The organism is Motilibacter peucedani (genome assembly GCF_003634695.1).
GTDB classification, from domain to species: domain Bacteria; phylum Actinomycetota; class Actinomycetes; order Motilibacterales; family Motilibacteraceae; genus Motilibacter; species Motilibacter peucedani.
The window spans coordinates 511,872-529,508 of record NZ_RBWV01000011.1; the positions used below are offsets into that span (position 1 = coordinate 511,872).

A 17,637-nucleotide genomic window follows, 5' to 3' on the forward strand; every position below is an offset into this window, starting at 1 on the left:
GGCGCATCCTAGGAGGCGCCGAGGACCGTCTGGTGGTGTTTTCCGCCAACAGCGGGAACTCAGCCGCGGGGGCGGCGGACGAACAGCGCGGCCACGACCGCGCCGGCCACGGCGACCGCCACCGACACGAGCAGCGCGTGGTGCAGGCCGGTCACGTAGCCCTCGGGGTCGGCGCCGAAGGCCGACGCCGCCGGGACGAACGTGCCGAGCACGGCCACGCCGAGCGCGATGCCCACCTGCCGGAACGAGTCGTTGATGCCGGCCGCCAACCCGGCGCGCGCCGAGTCGCTCTGGCTCAGCACCAGCCCGCTCATCACGGGGTTGAAGACGCCGGCGCCGGCGAAGGACACGACGGTCCCGGGCAGCAGCACGACCCACGACGAGTGCGGGCCGGCCAGCAGCGAGAGCCCCATCCCGCCCGCGACGACGAGGAGCGAGCCGCAGAGCGCCACTCCCGCCGAGAGCCGGTCGAGCAGCTGGGCGGTGGCACCGGCCGCGACGAACATGACGACGGTGCCGGGCAGGTAGACAGCGCCGGCCTCGACCGGCGAGAGGTGCAGCACGCCCTGGAGGTAGAGCGTCATGTAGAGGAAGACCGCGAACAGCGACGACGAGATGGCGAAGGCGGCCACCTGCGTGCCCGTGAAGAGGCGGTCGGCGAACATCCCCAGCGGCAGCATCGGCTCGGCCACCCGGGCCTCGACGGCGACGAAGGCGACGAGCAGGGCGGCAGCGGCGGCCAGGGAGGCGACGATGGGGGTGGAGGACCAGCCCTCCGCACCACCACGTACCAGTCCGAGCACGAGCAGGAAGAGCGCGCCGGTCAGCAGGAGCTGGCCGGCCCAGTCGACGCGGCGGGCGTGCGGGTCGCGCGACTCCTCGACGCCGCGCAGCGTCAGGGCGAGGCACAGGGCACCGACGGGTACGTTGACGAGGAAGATCCAGCGCCAGTCCAGACCCTGCGTGAGCAGGCCGCCGACGAGCGGGCCGACCGCGAACGACGCACCGATCGTCGCCCCGTAGACCGCGAGCGCCTTGGCACGCGCACCGGCGTCGGGGAAGGCGTGGCCGAGCACCGCGAGCGACACCGCGAAGAGCACGGCGGCGCCGAGACCTTGCACCGCGCGAGCCGCCTCGAGCACGCCGATCGTTCCGGCGGCCGCGCAGCCGAGCGACGCCAGCGTGAAGAGGACGAGCCCGGCGACCAGGAGCCTGCGGCGCCCGAGCCGGTCGGCGACCGAGCCGGCCGTCAGGACGGTGGCGGCGAGGGCGAGGGTGTAGGCGTCGACGACCCACTGCACGCCCTGCAGCCCGGTGCCGAGCTCGGAGGCGATGGTCGGAAGGGCAGTGTTGACGACGGCGATGTCGAGCATCAGCATCGCCGTCGTCACGCAGACGACGACCAGGCTGAGGGTGCTCGAGCTGTTCTTCACCGGGCGCCCGAGCGGCTGTCGCCGCGGCCCGGGTATGAGAGGAGCCGTGCTCTCGCGGCTCGCCGGTGACGTGGTCGTGGTGGTCATGAGCTGTCCTCGGTGTGGGCGGGGTGTGCTGTCGGGACCACAGTGGGACCGGGCTGTTGGCAGATCGTTGGCGTCCACCTGCGGGTGGCTTGTGGACGACTTGCACCGTGCTGCGCCGGGGTTGCGTACCCTTCGGGGTTCGAGCCGCCGGCCGACGGGGTAGCCCGCCGGTGCGAGGGGGCCGCACCGACCAGGGGGAGAACCGTCCATGCGCACGACCGCCAGCAGCACCCGCCGACGACTCGTAGCAGGGGGCGCGGTGTCGCTCGCGCTCGTCGGCACGCTGACCGCCTGCGGCTCCGTCGACGACAAGCTCGCCGCGCGCGACGCCATGCACAACCTGCGCGACGCCAAGGCGGCGTCGTTCACCCTGGACCTCGACGACCCCAAGGGCGAGCTCGTCTCGGTCGCGACGTCGGCCGACGACGAGCGGGCCGCCCGCCTGGCCGAGGACGCCGTCATCCGCGTGACGATCGACCCCGCCGGCGACACGACGCTCGGCGAGTCCTCCAAGCAGGGCGCGACGCCGAGCCCCGACCCGGTCGAGTCGCTCAAGAAGAGCGGCACGCTCGAGCTGGTGTGGTCCGACGGCAGCACCCAGGTCGCCGCGGTGCGGCTGGTCGACGGCGTGCTCTTCGCGAGGCTCGACCCGCAGGCGTGGGAGAAGGCGACCGGCTCGGCACTGCCGCTCGACGCGGCGACCGCCCCCCAGTTCGCCACCGTCGTCGACGGGCTCAAGGCGGGCAAGTGGCTCAAGCTCGACCTCGCCGGCGCCTATGCGAAGGCCAAGGCGGCGGGTCTCCTCGACTCGGTGGCCGGCGCCACCGGCACCACCCCGCAGGCCCTCGACCCCGGCGCGCTCCGAGCGCTGGGCCGCGACCTGGTCGACGCGGCCGACCTCACCACCGACGTCAGCCAGGACGGCGACAAGACGCTGGTCAAGTACCAGGTCGACGTCAAGAAGTCGCTGCTCGCCGCGCTCGACGTGGTCACGGAGCCGCAGTACTCCACGCTGTTCGGGCGCTCGATCTCGGCCTCGGAGCTGACCCAGGCGCGCACGAGCATCGGCAAGCTGCCCGACGGCACTCCGGTCACGGGCACGGCCACGGTCGAGTCCAAGCACCTGACCCGGGCGACGGTCGACCTGGCCGGCATCGCGAAGCTCAGCCAGGACGCCAAAGCCTCGGCCATCACGACGGCGAAGCTGGTCGTCGACATCGACGACTCCCCGAAGGCCGTGTCCTCGCCCGACGCGGGCGACACCGTCGCGCTCGACACGCTGGTCGACATGGCGCTCGCGGCCGCCAAGGGCGGCATGGGTGGTGCCTTCTCCGGCTCCACCGGCCTCACCGGCTGAGCGCTAGCGGAGCAGGCTGCGGATCTCGATGGTCTGGTCGCGGCCCGGGCCGACCCCGATCGCGCTGATCGGGGCGCCCGAGAGCCGCTCGAGCGCCGCCACGTAGTCGCGCGCGTTCTTCGGCAGGTCGTCGAGGGTGCGCGCCGACGAGATGTCCTCGGTCCAGCCGGGGAAGTACTCGTAGACCGGCTTCGCGTGGTGGAAGTCGGTCTGGGTCATCGGCATCTCGTCGTGGCGCACGCCGTCGACGTCGTAGGCGACGCACACCGGGATCTGCTCCCAGCCGGTGAGGATGTCGAGCTTGGTGAGCACGAAGTCGGTCACCCCGTTGATGCGCGCCGAGAATCGGGCGACGACCGCGTCGTACCAACCGCAGCGGCGCGGGCGCCCGGTGGTCGTGCCGAACTCGCCGCCGTCCTGGCGCAGCCGCTCGCCGTCGGCGTCGAGCAGCTCGGTCGGGAACGGCCCGGCGCCCACGCGCGTCGCGTAGGCCTTGACGACCGCGGCGACGCCGTCGATGCGGGTCGGCGGGATGCCGGAGCCCGTGCAGGCGCCGCCCGAGGTGGGGTTGGAGCTCGTGACGAAGGGATAGGTGCCGTGGTCGACGTCGAGCAGCGTGGCCTGCCCGCCCTCGAGGACCATCGTCCTGCCGTCGTCGAGCGCCTTGTTGAGCAGCAGCGAGGTGTCGGCGATGAACGGGCGCAGCCGGTCGACGTGCTGGAGCAGCTCCTCGACCACCTCGTCGACGGTGATCGCCCGGCGGTTGTAGACCTTGACCAGCAGGTTGTTCTTCTGCTCGAGCGCGCCCTCGACCTTCTGGCGCAGGATCTTCTCGTCGAGCAGGTCCTGCACGCGCACGCCGACCCGCGACATCTTGTCGGCGTAGGTGGGGCCGATGCCGCGCCCGGTCGTGCCGATCTTGGCCTTGCCGAGGAACCGCTCGGTGACCTTGTCGACCGTGCGGTGGTAGGGCGTGATGATGTGGGCGTTGGCGCTGATGAGCAGCTTGGAGGTGTCGACGCCGCGGCTCTCGAGCAGGTCGATCTCCTCGAACAGCACGCTCAGGTCGATGACCACGCCGTTGCCGATGACCGGGATGACCGTGGGCGTCAGGATGCCCGTCGGCAGGAGGTGCAGCGCGTACTTCTCGCCCTTGACCACGATGGTGTGGCCGGCGTTGTTGCCGCCGTTGTAGCGCACGACGTAGTCGAGCGACGACCCGAGCGCGTCGGTGGCCTTGCCCTTCCCCTCGTCGCCCCACTGGGCTCCGACGACGACGATCGCAGGCACGGCGACACCTCTACAGCAGGGGGCAGGTACGTCGTGGGAGCCTAACGGACCGGACGAAGCCCCACGATCTGCCGCACTCGCCGGCTCGAGGCTTGCCGGGGGCGGTGCGGAACTCCCCCCGGCCCTGACCGGTGGGAGTCACGCGGATCTCCGGCCGCTCGACCGGCTCGAACCCTACTGTGCGTCCGTGCGCCGCCCCGACCTCCGCCCTCTCGCTGTCGCAGCCCTCTCGCTCGCGGCCCTCGTGCCGTCGACCGGTGCGTCCGCCGCGGGCGGTGCCTCCGTGGCGACCCGGGCGGCGGCGGGCGACCTGGCCGCGATCCGCGCAGCCACCGCGGCGGCGCAGCGCAGCGGCTTCCGTGCGGTCGAGCGGGATCCGCGCGGCACCGAGCCAGGCAGCCAGGTCACGACGTACGACGCCGTGCGCTACGCCGCCCACGTGGTGAGCACCAGCGTGGACGGCGTCGAGGACCGGCTCGAGGTCCGCCACGTCGGCGTCTACTACCGCCTCGACGCCGAGGACCGACCGGCCCTGCGCCTGATGCACCGTCCCGGTGCGACGCATGCGCTCGACCCGGATCCGCGGCAGACGCTGGCGATCGCCGACGACGAGCCGACGAGTCAGCTGGGCGGGCTGCGGCAGACCGATGTCCGCTCGGTGCGCAGGCGGGTCGACGGGACGACCCTGCTCGTCCTGCAGCGGCACTCGCCGGCCGACCGGCTCACCCTCGTCGTCGGCCGCGGGGGGGCCCTCGCCAGGGTGGTCGCCGCCCCCACCGAGACCTCCGCGTGGAGCGCGTCGTTCTCCTACGGCGCACACGTCGGGCTCCCCGACCGCCGGCGGGTCGTGGGCCTCCAGCGGCTGCTGCAGGCCAAGGCGGCGCCCGAGCTCGGCGACGAGGTCGCGCAGGCTGCGACGTGCAGCGCTGCCTACGCGAACGCCGTCGCAGACCGCCAGACCCGCGCCGTGGGTCCTGCCGACCTGGCGACCGGCGTGGCCGCGGTGCGGCGCGGCGTCGCGGACCTCGCGATCCCGCTGCGCTTCGCGCGCACGCCGGACGGCTGGTCGATCGCCGCGACCGACCCCTTCACCCGGGTCACGCACCGCAGCTCGGTCAGCCTCTCCGACGGGACGCTCGTCGTCGTCGGCGGCTCGAGCGCCGACCCGGCCCTCGTCTGCTGACGCCCGGCGCCGACGGACGACTCAGGCGCCTGACGCAGCCACCAGGCCGGGCAGGTCGTCGTCCTCATCGGTGACCCAGCCGGGCAGCGGCCCGCCGAGCCGGTAGCGGGCCGACTCCTCGGACGGGCTGTAGGAACCCAGCGCGACGCCGAAGGCGCGGAGCTGGAGCCGCGTACGCGCCAGCCGGGCCCGCTCGCGAGGCCCCCGCGCCGCGCGACCGGGCACGCCGGCCAGGGGCGCGATGGTCGGGGAGACGAGCAGCGCGGCAGCGCCCGACAGCCCGGAGTAGAACAGCTGCTCGGCCCGCCCGAGCCCCGGCGGCGCCGAGAGGAAGGCGAGCAGGTGGTCGGGCACCGGCTCGAGCACCGGTGCGTACGCGGCGATCGCCTCCGCCAGCTCGGCCTCGGTCGAGGGCAGGTCGCGCGCGCCGAGCGCCTCGGCGCTGCGGCGCCACTCGGAGACGTACGTGTCGGGCCAGCGGCGCCCGAAGCGCCCGGTGAGGTCACGCCCGACCGCCTCCTGCGCAGCGAGGAACGCGTCCGTGAAGGCGAGGTGCACCCAGCGCAGGAGCGCGGGGTCGGAGGCGGCGTAGGCGCGCCCCTGCGGGTCGGTGCCGCGCACCCGGGTGTGCATGCCGCGCACGCGGGCGGACTCGCGCTCGGCCAGCTCGGCCGAGCCGAAGGTCGAGACGACCAGCCAGCGCGCGGTGCCGGCGAGCCGCTTCCACGGGTCGTCCTGGTAGGCGGAGTGGCGCAGCACGCCGGCGAGCGCGAGGGGGTGCGCTCCCTGCCCGAGCAGCGCGCCGACCCCGCCCACCAGGGTCGCGAGGTCGCCGTGCACGCGCCACACGACGCCCTCGGGATCGAACCAGCCGGGACCCTCGCCCACGCGGGCGATGTCGCGCACCCAGTCCGGCGCGCCGGTGGGGTCGCCCGAGACGCGGGCGCGGAAGGTGCGCCGGGTCGTGTCGGCCAGGTCCTTCAGCGGGAGAGCACACATCGGTCCCAGACTCTCCCGGCGCGGCCGGTCCCGCCACCCGGGGAGTCAGTCGGCGTCGACGGGGTGCGCCCGAAGCACGTCGGGCACGCCGACCAGTGACACGAGCGCACCTGCGGCGAACAGGCCGGCGCAGATGAGCGTCGCGTGCTGGTAGGCCGGGTGCAGGGCGTGGGGGTCGGCGTACTCGTCGCCGGTGAGGCCGACCAGCGCCGGCAGCGCGGCGACGGCGAGCAGCCCGGCCGCGCGCGAGACGGCGTTGTTGGTGCCCGACGCGACCCCGGCGAAGCGGTCCTCGACGCTGCCCAGCACGCTCGCGGTCAGCGGCGCGACCAGCACGGACATGCCGAGCCCGACGACCGCGACCATCAGCAGGACCCTCGGGACGGACGCCCCGCCAGAGGGCAGGCGGGACATCAGCACGACGCCCGTGCCGGCGACGAGGGACCCGACCGTCATGGGCCAGCGCGGCCCGATGCGGTTGACGACGCCTCCCATGCGCGCCGACACGAGCAACATGACGGCCGTGAGCGGCAGCAGCATGCTCCCCGCCTTGAGCGGGGAGAAGCCGTCGACGACCTGCAGCTCGAGCACCAGCAGGAGGAACACGCCGCCGAGCCCGCCGTAGATCGCGAAGGTGGCCAGGTTGGCGGCGCTGAAGGTGCGCGACCGGAACAGCCCCAGCGGCAGCATCGGAAAGCGCGCGGTGCGCTCGCGCAGGACGAAGGCCACCATGGCGGCGACGCCGACGACCGCAGCCGCGACGTCGAGCGCGTCGGCACCGCCGTCGGGCCAGGCGATCAGCGCGTACGTCGTGGCGCCGAGCCCGAGCGCGCCGAGCCCTGCGCCGATGCCGTCGAGGTGCGGCGCGGCCTCCGCGTCGCGGCTCTCGGGCACGTGACGCACCGAGACGAGCACCACCGCCAGGGCGAAGGGCACGTTGATCAGGAACGCCCAGCGCCACGAGAGCTGGCCGACGAGCCAGCCGCCGAGCACGGGTCCCGCCGCCGACGCCAGCCCGGCGAGCCCCGACCACGCGCCGATCGCCCGCGCCCGGTCCTCGTGGCGGAACGCGGTCTGCAGGATCGCCAGGCTGCCCGGCGTGAGCAGCGCGCCGCCGATGCCCTGCAGCACGCGGAAGGCGATGAGCGTCGAGGGGTCGGGGGCGAGCCCGCACAGCAGCGAGGCGCCCGCGAACCACACGGTGCCGACCACGAAGACGCGGCGGCGCCCGAACCGGTCACCGAGCGACCCGCCGAGCAGGATCAGGGAGGCCAGGGCGAGGGTGTAGCCGTTGACCACCCACTGCAGGGCCGAGAGCCCCGCGTCGAGGTCGCTGCCGATCGGGCGGAGCGCGACGTTGACCACCGTGCCGTCGAGGAAGACCATGCCCGAGCCGAGCACCGTCGCGAGCAGGACCCATCGGCCCGGCGCCGACGCGTAGGCCAGGTCGCCGGCGCCGGTCGCGCCCGTCGCGGTCACCGGCCTCAGCCGCCCACGAGCTGCCCGAGCGCCGCGCCGAGCTCGCGCCCGGACAGGTAGGCGGCCTCGACCTTCGGCGTGCCGTGCCAGCCGTCGCCGCACAGCCCGACCATCGAGGCGCCCAGGTGGAAGGGCGCGTCGCGGCCCTCGGCGGGCCGGGCCAGCGACCAGCGGCGGACCTCGACCCACTCGGGCTCGTCCGCGACGCCGAGCAGCTGGCTCACCGCGGCCAGCATCGGGCCCACGGCCGACGGCGGGTCGTCGAGGTGCTCCTCGGCGAACTGCGAGGTCGAGTGCGCCACCAGCACGGGCGCACCGTCGCCGCGCCGGCTGCCGTCGTCGGCCACCCAGCCCAGCACCGGGTCGGCGTTGACGAAGACGCCCGCCACCTCGGGGTCCCAGCTGCGGCGGTCCCAGCCCGCGGCGAGCGCCACGACCGGCTCCCAGGTGCGCGGGACGACCGCGTCGAGCTCCTCGCCGAGGGTGTCGGCGAGCAGGTCGGCGGCCTGCGGGTCGGGCATCGCCAGCACGACCGCCTCGGCGAGCTCGCCGTCGACGAGCGGGCCGGGGTCGACGTCGACCACCTCGCGCCCGCGCACCACGTCGAGCCCGCGCTGGAGGTCGGAGACCAGCGAGCGCAGCCCCTGCGCGGTGCCCCAGCGCAGCGGTCCCGCCTTCGAGCCGGTGATGCTGCGGCCCTCGGCGACGTGGAAGGTGTCGGTCCACGGGCGCGCGAGGCCGCGCGACTCCCAGTCGCGCACCTGCGCGGCGAACCTCTCGTCGCCGGCCGTGACGTAGGAGGCGCCCAGGTCGACGACCCGGCCGTGCAGCTCGTAGCTCGCGAGCCGCCCGCCCGGGTTCGCCGAGCGGTCGAGGAGGCGGACGCGTACGCCTGCCGCCTGGAGCTCGCGCGCGCACGCCGAGCCGGCGATGCCGCCGCCCACCACGACGACCGCCGGACCCGCCTCAGCCGCCGGCACGGGTCACCACGTGGGCAGCTCCTGCGCAGCGGTGGCACTGCTGTCGCGGAGGAAGTCGCGACAGCGCTCGGCCTCCGGCTCCTCGCCGATCGCGGCCGCGGCCCGCCCGAGGGCGGCCAGCGCGCGGAGGAAGCCGCGGTTGGGCTCGTGCTCCCACGGCACCGGGCCGTGGCCCTTCCAGCCGGCGCGGCGCAGGGCGTCGAGGCCGCGGTGGTAGCCGGTGCGGGCGAAGGCGTAGGCGGTCACGGCGTCGCCGCCGTCGAGCGCCTGCTCGGCGAGCACCGCCCACGCCAGCGAGGACGCGGGGTGCGCTGCTGCAGCGGGGCGTACGTCGCCGCCGGCCGCCACGAGGCCCTCGACCTGCTCGCGCGCGGCCGGGTCGTCGGGCAGGTGCGTCGGGGGCGGACCGGCGAGCAGGTTCGGCATCATGCTCCGCATCCTGCCGCACGACGGCGCCGGGCACACCAGCGTCCCCGGAGCCCCCGCAGCGCGCGGGCGTCGCGCACGGCGTTGCTGCCACCGTCGTGGGTGGAGTGGACGAGCACCTCGTGCCCCGCGCCTCCCGCTCTCGAGGCACCGGTCGCAGCGGGTGCCTCACAGCAGGCGCAGCACCTCCGCGGCGAGCTCGCCCGGCGACTCCTCCGGCACGAAGTGGCCCGAGCCGTGCACGACGCGCACGTGCTCGCGCCCTCCCGCCGGCAGGAAGCGCCGGCGGATGACCGGGTCGTGCGAGCCGAGCACCAAGCGGTGCGGCATCTCCAGCGGCGCGTCGTAGCGCCCGGCGCGCACGCGTGGCAGGTCCTCGAGCAGGAACCGGCGGTAGTAGAGCGCCGACGCCCGGGCGCGGGCGGGCTCGCGGAGCACCGCGGCGTACGAGTGCGCAGCCTCAGCCTCGACGGAGTAGGAGCGGTGGGCGGCGGACGCGAGCAGCCGCTCGACCACGCCCGGAGCGGTCACCAGCGCCAGCTGCGAGGCGAGCGGCGCCGCCATCGCCGGCTGGTAGGCGAAGCGCCGGAGGTCGCGCGGGCCGATGCGCAGGGTGGACACGGGCGGCACGATCGCGACCTCGAGCAGCGCGCGCACGCGGTCGGGCCAGCGCAGGGCGGCCAGGTGGGCGACGTAGCCGCCCCAGTCGTGACCGACGAGCACGGCACGGCGCACGTCCAGCGCGTCGAGCGTCGCCATCAGGTCGTAGGCCAGCTGCTCCTTGCCGTAGCCGGAGCGGGGAGCAGCGCTCCACCCGAGACCACGCAGGTCAGGCAGCACCAGACGCACGTCGGGGGGCAGCGCCGCGACGACGTGGCGCCACGCGTACCAGTGCTGCGGCCAGCCGTGCAGCAGGACGACCGGCTCGCCGACCTCGGGACCCGCGAGCGCGACGTGCACCCGCAGGCCGGCCGCCTCGACCCACCGGTGGCGCACGCCGGGGACCTCGGGGAGGTGGGTGCGTGCCATCAGTGACCGCGCGCGACCCACTCGTCGTAGTCGGGCGCCTCGGCCCCGATCGTCGTCTCGTCGCCGTGGCCCGTCAGCACGCGGGTCTCGGGGGCGAGCGGGAGCAGCTTGCGCCGGATCGAGCGCAGGATCAGGTCGAAGTCGGAGTACTTCCGGCCGGTGGCGCCGGGGCCGCCCTTGAAGAGCGTGTCACCGGTGAAGACGACGTCGATGTCCGCGGCGTGCAGGCAGACCGCCCCCGGCGAGTGGCCCGGCGTGTGCAGGATCGTCAGGTCGAGGTCGGCGACCGTGATGGCCCCCTGGTCGGCGAGGTCGACGTCCCAGCGCAGGTCGGCGCCGTACTCCTCGGCCCACAGCATGGAGTCCTTCGGGTGCAGCCCGATCTCGGCCTCCTTCTCAGCGGCGACCTCGACGGCGGCGTTGACGTGGTCGTTGTGCCCGTGAGTGGCGACGACCATCAGCAGCTCGCGGTCGCCGACAGCGGCCAGGATCGCCTCGGCGTCGTGCGCCGGGTCGATGACGACGACCTCCTCGTCGTTGCCGACGAGCCAGACGTTGTTGTCGACCTCCCAGCTGCCGCCGTCGAGCTCGAAGAGCCCGGAGGTGACCAGGCGCTCGATGCGCAGGCCCTGCGGGAACTCGGCGACGACCTCGAGGCCCTTCGAGAGCTCGGCCATCAGAGCACCACGACCGAGCGGAGGACCTCGCCGGCGTGCATGCGGTCGAAGGCGGCCTCGACGTCGTCGAGCCCGATCTCCTCGCTGACGAACCGGTCGAGCGGCAGCCGGCCCTGGAGGAAGAGGTCGAGCAGCACGGGGAAGTCGCGCGAGGGCAGGCAGTCGCCGTACCAGCTCGACTTGAGAGAGCCGCCGCGGCCGAACACGTCGATCAGCGGCACTTCCAGCGTCGCCTCGGGGTCGGGCACGCCGACCAGCACGACGGTGCCGGCGAGGTCGCGGGCGTAGAACGCCTGCTTCCAGGTCTCGGGCGAGCCGACCGCGTCGATGACGACGTCGGCGCCGTGGCCGTCGGTGAGCGAGCGGATGGCCTCGACCGGGTCGTGGGTGCGCGAGTTGACGGTGTGGGTGGCCCCGAACCCGCGCGCCCACTCGAGCTTGCGGTCGTCGACGTCGACGGCGATCACCGCGCGGGCGCCGGCGAGGTAGGCGCCGGCGACCGCCGCGTCGCCCACCCCGCCGCACCCGATGACCGCCACGCTGTCGCCGCGGCCCACGCCGCCGGTGTTGATCGCCGCGCCGAGCCCGGCCATCACGCCGCAGCCCAGCAGGCCGGCGACCGTGGGCGGGGCGGCGGTGTCGACCTTGGTGCACTGGCCGGCCGCGACCAGCGTCAGCTCGGCGAACGCGCCGATGCCGAGCGCGGCCGAGAGCTCGGTGCCGTCCTCGAGGGTCATCTTCTGCGTGGCGTTGTGGGTGGCGAAGCAGTACTGCGGCCGGCCGCGGCGGCACGCGCGGCACTGCCCGCACACGGCGCGCCAGTTGAGGACGACGTAGTCGCCGACCGCGACCTCGGTGACGTCGGGGCCGACCGACTCCACCACGCCGGCAGCCTCGTGCCCGAGCAGGAAGGGGAAGTCGTCGTTGATCGCGCCGAGCTTGTAGTGCAGGTCGGTGTGGCACACGCCGCAGGCCTGCACGCGCACTCGTGCCTCGCCCGGGCCGGGCGCCGGCACGACGACCGTCTCGATGCCGACCGGCGCGCCCTTGGACCTCGCGACGACCCCTCGGACGCGCTGTGCCTCTGCCATGTGCTGCCCCTCTGCCCCGGATGCTCGACCTGGCCCCAGACCCTACGGTCCGGGGCTGACAGCCACCCGCTGCCCCGTCTCGAAGCTCTCGATGCAGGCCTGGGCCACCTGCAGCGCACGGCGGCCGGCGCGTGCGTGCACGGGCGGCTCGCCGCAGCTGCGCAGGGCGTCGACCACCAGCTCGACGTGGCGGTCGAAGGTGTACTCGAACGTGCGCGCCTCGTCGTCGAAGTAGCCCGCCTCCCACACCCGCCGCACGTCGTCGCCGGCCGACTGGAGGGTGAGCCGGCGGGTGGTGTCCTCGAGGTAGGCGCGGCCGCGCGTGCCGTTCACCTCGACCAGCTGGGTGCCGGGGTAGGCGTAGGACGAGTCGTAGGTGCCGAGCATCGTGCCCACCGCGCCGCCGGCGAACTCCAGCGCGAGCGCGACGGTCGTGAAGGTCCCCGGACGCGTCCGGTCGGTCATCTGCGCCATGACGCTGGTGACCGGGCCGACCAGGTGCTCGAGCAGGTCGAAGCCGTGGCACTGGGTCTCGACGAGGTTGGCGTGCGGGCTGGTGCCGAAGTTGGGCTCGCCGCCGAAGCGCCAGGTGGCGAAGACCAGCTCGCCGAGGTCCCCCGCGTCGATCGCCGCCTTGGCCCGCAGCGCCGGCTCGCCGAACCGGTGGTTGAAGTTGATCGCGAAGAACCGCTCGCCCGCCGCCTCGAGCAGCCGGTCGGCCTCGCGGAGGTCGAAGACCAGCGGCTTCTCGACCAGCAGCGGCACCCCGCGCTCGAGCAGGTGCAGCGTCGGCTCGAAGTGGCCCTCGTTGGGCAGGCAGACGGTGACCAGGTCGGGCTGGGCGCCCTCGAGCATGGCGTCGAGGTCGGTGTACGCGGTGGTGCCGTAGGCGGCGGCGCGGGCCTGCGTGCGGTCGGGGTTGCGGCCGACGACCGCCACGAGCTCGGTGTCGGGCCGGCGGCTGAAGATGCGGGCGTGCTGCTCGCCCCAGCCTCCCGTGCCGACGACGGCGACCTTCAGGCGTGCGGGGCTGTGCGTCACGGCCCGACCCTAGACCCGCGCCCAGGGCGCGAGACCTCTGCCGCCGAGCAGGCCGTCCAGGTCGCCGACAGGAGCCGGGCGGGCCAGGTGGAAGCCCTGCCCGTAGGAGCAGCCGAGCTCGACCACGGAGGTGAGCTGCTCGCCGGTCTCGATGCCCTCGGCGACGGTGCGGATGCCCAGGCGCTCGGCGAGCTGGGTCAGCGCGCCCACGATCGCCACGTGGCTCTCGCCGGGCAGCCCCTCGACGAGCGCGCGGTCCAGCTTGAGCACGTCGAGCGGCAGGTGCTGGAGCCAGGTGAGCGAGGTGTTGCCGGCGCCGAAGTCGTCGAGCGCGAGCAGGAGCCCGCGCTCGGCGAAGGCCTGCAGCACCGGACCCACGGAGCGCGTGTCGGCCGCGAGCAGCCGCTCGCTGACCTCCAGCTCCACGCGTCCGCGCGCCTGCGGGAACTCCTCGAGCAGCGCGTCGACCCGGCGGAGCAGGCCCGGGTCGGCGAGCTCGCGGGCCGCGACGTTGAGGCACACCACCGGCGGCTCGTCGAGCGCGGCCGCCCAGGCGGCCGCCTGGCAGAACCCCGAGCGGAGCACCCAGGCGCCGACATCGACGATCAGACCGGTCTCCTCGGCCACCGGCAGGAACGAGCCGGGCGCCAGCAGCTCGCCGTCGCGGCGCCAGCGCAGCAGCCCCTCGACCCGCACGAGCCGGCCGTCGCGCAGGTCGACGATCGGTTGGTAGTGCAGCTCGAGCTCGCCGCGACCGATCGCGCCGCGCAGCAGCCCCTCGGTCTCGAGGCGGTGCTCGAGCTGGACGCGCAGCCGGCGGTCGAAGACCTCGATGCGGGCGCGGCCGGTGCGCTTGGCCTCGTAGAGGGCGGCATCGGCCTCGCTGAGCGCCCGGCGCAGCGAGCCGCCCCGCTCCAGCGTCGTCAGCCCGACGGAGACCGAGACCGTGGCGACCCGGCCGTCGAGCACGTACTCGCCGTGCAGCGCCTCCTGCGCGCGCTCCGCGACCGCGAACAGGTCCGAGACCTCGGTGAGGTCCTCGCAGAGGACCACGAACTCGTCGCCGCCGAAGCGGCCGACGACGTCCCCGGGGCGCAGCGCCTCCCTCAGCCGGCGTCCGAGCTGCACGAGCAGGTCGTCGCCCGCGGCGTGCCCGAGCGTGTCGTTGACGACCTTGAAGTGGTCGACGTCGCAGAAGAGCAGGCCGGCGGAGTTCGTGCCGCGCACCGACCGGGCGATGGCGTGCTCGACGAGCTCGCCCATCAGTCGGCGGTTCGGCAGCCCGGTGAGCGGGTCGTGGGTCGCGTCGTGCGCGAGCTGGACCTCCAGCTCGCGGCGCTCGGTGACGTCGTGCCAGTTGACGACCACGGCGGCGATGGAGGGGTCGCTCAGCTTGTTGCGCGCCGAGACCTCGCACCAGCGGGACTCGCCGGTCGAGGTCCGCATGTGGGCCGACCACCGGAACAATTGCTCGGGTCCTGCCGAGCGCACCGCCTCCCAGCCGCTGCGCGCCTGCTCGAGGTCGTCCGGGTCGACGAAGGCGGTGAAGGGCAGTGCCGAGACCTCGCTGGGCGAGTAGCCCAGGATGCGGCCCAGCGCCGGACTGGCGTAGATCGTGCGTCCGGAGGAGTCGATCAGGTGGATCACGTCGGTCGCCTGCTCCACCAGCGCGCGGAACCGGCGCTCGTTGGCGGCGAGGGCCGCGAGGGCGGCCTTCGCGTCCTCAGCGGCGGTGACGTCGCGGAACAGCAGCACGAGCAGGCCGCTGCGCGCGTCGGCGGCGATCTCGTAGGAGTGGCCGTCGAGGTGCGAGCGCATGGCCTCGAAGCGGCTGCTCGTCACCGCGCGCCCGCCCGTGGCCGCCAGGCACCGGTAGGTGGTCATCAGCTCGGACCGGGCCAGGTCGGGGAACACCTCGAGCATCCGGCGCCCGACGAGCGCATCCATCTGGAGCAGTGATGACGCCGTCGCGTTCTGGTGCACGTAGACGAAGTCCTCCACCCGGCCCTCCGGGTCGAGGACCGGGTCGCACACCAGCAGGCCGGTCGTGTCGTCGACCTCCAGCGCGGCCACGACAGCCTGCGCGACCTGGGCGACCCCCGCGTCGTTGCGGCGTCCCAGCACTCCACTCCCCCTCACCTGCGATTCCACCCTCGCCCGGCTGCTGGATCTCAGCCGGGTCCGTGCGATGCAGGGCGTACCCAGTCGAAGGTCCGCTGCACCGCCCGCTGCCAGTTGTCGTACTCCGCCGCACGTGTCGCGGGGTCCATCGCGGGCGTCCACTGCCCGGCCCGGTGCCAGTTGCGGCGCAGCCCCTGCAGGTCGGGCCAGTAGCCCACGGCCAGCCCCGCCGCGTAGGCCGCACCGAGCGACACCGTCTCGGAGACCATGGGCCGGGCGACCGGCACGTCGAGGACGTCGGCGAGGAACTGCATGAGCAGGTTGTTGGAGGTCATCCCGCCGTCGACCTTGAGCCCGGTCAGCGCCAGTCCGGAGTCGGCGTCCATCGCGTCGAGCACCTCGCGCGTCTGCCACGCGGTCGCCTCGAGCACCGCCCGGGCGAGGTGGCCCTTGGTGATGAAGGAGGTCAGCCCGACGATGATGCCGCGTGCCTCGCTGTGCCAGTGGGGCGCGAAGAGCCCGGAGAACGCGGGGACGATGTAGCAGCCGCCGTTGTCGTCGACCGTGCGGGCCAGCGTCTCGATCTCGGGGGCCGTCCGGATCAGCCCGAGGCTGTCGCGGAACCACTGCACCAGCGAGCCGGTGATCGCGATCGAGCCCTCGAGCGCGTAGGTCGGCCGCTCGCCCCCCAGATGGAAGGCCACCGTGGTCAGCAGCCCGTGCGACGACGTCACGACCTCGGCGCCGGTGTTGAGCAGCAGGAAGCTGCCGGTGCCGTAGGTGCACTTCGCCTCGCCGGCGTCGAAGCAGGTCTGCCCGAACAGCGCGGCCTGCTGGTCGCCGAGGGCCGCGGCGATGCGTACGCCCGGCAGCACCTCGCTCGCGGTGCCGTAGACCTCTGCCGACGACCGGATCTCCGGCAGCACGACGCGCGGGATGCCGAAGGCGGCCAGCTGGCCGGGGTCCCACTCGAGCGTGGCGATGTCCATGAGGAGCGTACGGCTGGCGTTCGTCACGTCCGTGACGTGCCGGCCCCCGCGCGGGCCGCCGGTGAGGTTCCAGACCAGCCAGGTGTCCATCGTCCCGAAGAGCACGTCGCCGCGGTCCGCGCGCTCGCGCAGACCGCGTACGTTCTCGAGCAGCCACTGGACCTTCGGCGCGGAGAAGTACGTCGTGGGCGGCAGTCCGGTCGTCCGCCGCATGCCGGCGCTGCGCCCGTCCTCCTCCAACGTCGAGGCGATGAGGTCGGTGCGCGTGTCCTGCCACACGATCGCCCGCGCGACAGGCACGCCGGTGTGCCGGTCCCACAGCACGATGGTCTCGCGCTGGTTGGTGATGCCGAGCGCGACGACCTGGTCGACCGACACGCCGGCCTGGCGGACCGCCTCGGGCACCACCGCCTGCACGTTGCGCCAGATCTCGGTCGCGTCGTGCTCGACCCAGCCGGGCTGGGGGTAGTGCTGGCGGTGCTCGCGCTGGGCGACCGAGACCAGCCGGCCGCCCTGGTCGAACAGGATGCACCGGGTGGAGGTGGTGCCCTGGTCGACGGCGGCCACGTAGCGCTCAGCCATGGGCGCGGGCCCCCAGCTCGTGGGAGATGGCCCTCGCGGTGTCGGCGACCAGCGAGAGCAGGCCGGCCGGCGGCGTGCCGCGCGGGGCCAAGCGGTCGCAGTCGCCGCTGATGCCGACCGCTCCGACGACCAGCCCGCCGCGCCCGCGGATCGGTGCGGCGATCGCCGCGCGCCCCACCTCGAGCTCCTCCACCGACACCGCCCAGTCGCGGCGCCGCACCTCCGCGAGCGACGCCGCGAGGGCGCGGGAGTCGGTCAGCGTACGGTGCGTGAAGCTGGCGAGCGGCGCGCCGAGGCGCGCGACCGCGGCCGGGTCGTGGGCGAGCAGCACCTTGCCCAGGGCCGTGGCGTGCGCGGGGAGCAGGGCGCCCGCCTCCACCGTCTGCGCGGTGTCGTCCGGGCGGAAGACGTGGTGCACGACCAGGACCTCGGCGCCGTGCAGCACGCCCACGCGCACGGCCTCGCCGGTGCGCGAGGCCAGCGGGTCGGCCCAGTTGAGCGCGCGCGAGCGCAGCTCGTTGACGTCGAGGTAGTCGGTGCCCAGCTGGAGGAGCGTCGCGCCGAGCGCGTAGCGGCCGCTCGTGCGGTCCTGCTCCACGAAGCCGACCTCGACCAGCGTGCGCAGCAGGCCGTGGGCAGTGCCTTTGGCCAGGTCCAGGCTGTTGGCCACCTCGACCAGGGCCAGCGGGGCAGAGCTCGCCGCCAGCAGCTTGAGGATGGCTGCTGCCCGCTCCACCGACTGCACCGGACCCGGCATGCCGCGGAGCGTACCTCTCGATCGTTCGACAATGCCGACGAAGATCCGTTGTCGCGCGCGTGCGGCCGCCCTACGTTCGCAGCACCAAGCAGGTGCCCTGCTGACGAGGCAGGGCC

At 74.3% G+C, this 17,637-nt stretch carries 15 protein-coding genes; 2 read left to right on the top strand and 13 right to left on the bottom strand.

The window, feature by feature from the left end; translation table 11 throughout:
* Nucleotides 1-59: 59 nt before the first annotated feature.
* Complete coding sequence (locus tag CLV35_RS10720) at nucleotides 60-1,520, bottom strand: MFS transporter (RefSeq protein ID WP_121193429.1); 1,461 nt, start codon at nucleotides 1,518-1,520, stop codon at nucleotides 60-62.
* Between the two features lie 208 nt (nucleotides 1,521-1,728).
* On the opposite strand from CLV35_RS10720, the gene CLV35_RS10725 reads away from it, so the two are divergent.
* Complete coding sequence (locus CLV35_RS10725; RefSeq protein ID WP_147431937.1) at nucleotides 1,729-2,877, top strand: hypothetical protein; 1,149 nt, start codon at nucleotides 1,729-1,731, stop codon at nucleotides 2,875-2,877.
* 3 nt (nucleotides 2,878-2,880) lie between these two features.
* On the opposite strand, the gene CLV35_RS10730 is transcribed toward CLV35_RS10725, so the two are convergent.
* Nucleotides 2,881-4,167, bottom strand: coding sequence for an adenylosuccinate synthase (locus CLV35_RS10730; RefSeq protein WP_121193431.1), 1,287 nt, complete (start codon nucleotides 4,165-4,167; stop codon nucleotides 2,881-2,883).
* Nucleotides 4,168-4,354: 187 nt separating this feature from the next.
* Here CLV35_RS10730 and CLV35_RS10735 point away from each other — a divergent pair, with 187 nt between their 5' ends.
* A complete protein-coding gene (locus tag CLV35_RS10735; protein WP_121193432.1) occupies nucleotides 4,355-5,350 on the top strand; it encodes a hypothetical protein in 996 nt (331 codons plus the stop codon).
* 21 nt (nucleotides 5,351-5,371) lie between these two features.
* On the opposite strand, the gene CLV35_RS10740 is transcribed toward CLV35_RS10735, so the two are convergent.
* From CLV35_RS10740 to CLV35_RS10790, 11 genes are all read right to left on the bottom strand, one after another.
* On the bottom strand, nucleotides 5,372-6,349 hold the full coding sequence (locus tag CLV35_RS10740; protein ID WP_121193433.1) for an oxygenase MpaB family protein: 978 nt from the start codon (nucleotides 6,347-6,349) through the stop codon (nucleotides 5,372-5,374).
* Nucleotides 6,350-6,394: 45 nt separating this feature from the next.
* Nucleotides 6,395-7,828, bottom strand: a complete 1,434-nt coding sequence (locus tag CLV35_RS10745) for an MFS transporter (protein WP_231121704.1) — start codon at nucleotides 7,826-7,828, stop codon at nucleotides 6,395-6,397.
* A gap of 5 nt (nucleotides 7,829-7,833) precedes the next feature.
* On the bottom strand, nucleotides 7,834-8,808 hold the full coding sequence (locus tag CLV35_RS10750) for an NAD(P)/FAD-dependent oxidoreductase (protein WP_121193434.1): 975 nt from the start codon (nucleotides 8,806-8,808) through the stop codon (nucleotides 7,834-7,836).
* Between the two features lie 3 nt (nucleotides 8,809-8,811).
* The gene (locus CLV35_RS10755; RefSeq protein ID WP_121193435.1) at nucleotides 8,812-9,246 is read right to left on the bottom strand and encodes a DUF3151 domain-containing protein; all 435 of its coding nucleotides are present in this window, start codon (nucleotides 9,244-9,246) and stop codon (nucleotides 8,812-8,814) included.
* 156 nt (nucleotides 9,247-9,402) lie between these two features.
* Nucleotides 9,403-10,263: an alpha/beta fold hydrolase gene (locus tag CLV35_RS10760; protein WP_121193436.1), complete on the bottom strand. Its 861-nt coding sequence runs from the start codon at nucleotides 10,261-10,263 to the stop codon at nucleotides 9,403-9,405.
* Nucleotides 10,263-10,940 carry an MBL fold metallo-hydrolase gene (locus tag CLV35_RS10765; protein ID WP_121193437.1) on the bottom strand — a complete coding sequence of 226 codons (678 nt, stop codon included), beginning with the start codon at nucleotides 10,938-10,940 and terminating at the stop codon, nucleotides 10,263-10,265. Before CLV35_RS10765 ends, CLV35_RS10760 begins: the two co-directional genes overlap by 1 nt.
* Nucleotides 10,940-12,031: an S-(hydroxymethyl)mycothiol dehydrogenase gene (locus CLV35_RS10770; protein WP_121193438.1), complete on the bottom strand. Its 1,092-nt coding sequence runs from the start codon at nucleotides 12,029-12,031 to the stop codon at nucleotides 10,940-10,942. Before CLV35_RS10770 ends, CLV35_RS10765 begins: the two co-directional genes overlap by 1 nt.
* Nucleotides 12,032-12,073: 42 nt before the next feature.
* Nucleotides 12,074-13,072: a Gfo/Idh/MocA family protein gene (locus CLV35_RS10775; protein WP_121193439.1), complete on the bottom strand. Its 999-nt coding sequence runs from the start codon at nucleotides 13,070-13,072 to the stop codon at nucleotides 12,074-12,076.
* 9 nt (nucleotides 13,073-13,081) lie between these two features.
* Complete coding sequence (locus CLV35_RS10780; protein WP_183061917.1) at nucleotides 13,082-15,211, bottom strand: putative bifunctional diguanylate cyclase/phosphodiesterase; 2,130 nt, start codon at nucleotides 15,209-15,211, stop codon at nucleotides 13,082-13,084.
* Between the two features lie 32 nt (nucleotides 15,212-15,243).
* Nucleotides 15,244-16,764, bottom strand: a complete 1,521-nt coding sequence (gene glpK / locus CLV35_RS10785) for a glycerol kinase GlpK (RefSeq protein WP_121193441.1) — start codon at nucleotides 16,762-16,764, stop codon at nucleotides 15,244-15,246.
* Nucleotides 16,757-17,521: an IclR family transcriptional regulator gene (locus CLV35_RS10790; RefSeq protein WP_121193442.1), complete on the bottom strand. Its 765-nt coding sequence runs from the start codon at nucleotides 17,519-17,521 to the stop codon at nucleotides 16,757-16,759. Before CLV35_RS10790 ends, glpK begins: the two co-directional genes overlap by 8 nt.
* Between the last annotated feature and the right edge of the window lie 116 nt (nucleotides 17,522-17,637).

Coding starts and splice junctions, on each gene's coding strand:
- CLV35_RS10720 (WP_121193429.1), bottom strand. CDS start 1,520: ATGACCACCACGACCACGTCACCGGCGAGCCGCGAGAGCACGGCTCCT.
- CLV35_RS10725 (WP_147431937.1), top strand. CDS start 1,729: ATGCGCACGACCGCCAGCAGCACCCGCCGACGACTCGTAGCAGGGGGC.
- CLV35_RS10740 (WP_121193433.1), bottom strand. CDS start 6,349: ATGTGTGCTCTCCCGCTGAAGGACCTGGCCGACACGACCCGGCGCACC.
- CLV35_RS10755 (WP_121193435.1), bottom strand. CDS start 9,246: ATGCGGAGCATGATGCCGAACCTGCTCGCCGGTCCGCCCCCGACGCAC.
- CLV35_RS10760 (WP_121193436.1), bottom strand. CDS start 10,263: ATGGCACGCACCCACCTCCCCGAGGTCCCCGGCGTGCGCCACCGGTGG.
- CLV35_RS10765 (WP_121193437.1), bottom strand. CDS start 10,940: ATGGCCGAGCTCTCGAAGGGCCTCGAGGTCGTCGCCGAGTTCCCGCAG.
- CLV35_RS10770 (WP_121193438.1), bottom strand. CDS start 12,031: ATGGCAGAGGCACAGCGCGTCCGAGGGGTCGTCGCGAGGTCCAAGGGC.
- glpK (WP_121193441.1), bottom strand. CDS start 16,764: ATGGCTGAGCGCTACGTGGCCGCCGTCGACCAGGGCACCACCTCCACC.
- CLV35_RS10790 (WP_121193442.1), bottom strand. CDS start 17,521: ATGCCGGGTCCGGTGCAGTCGGTGGAGCGGGCAGCAGCCATCCTCAAG.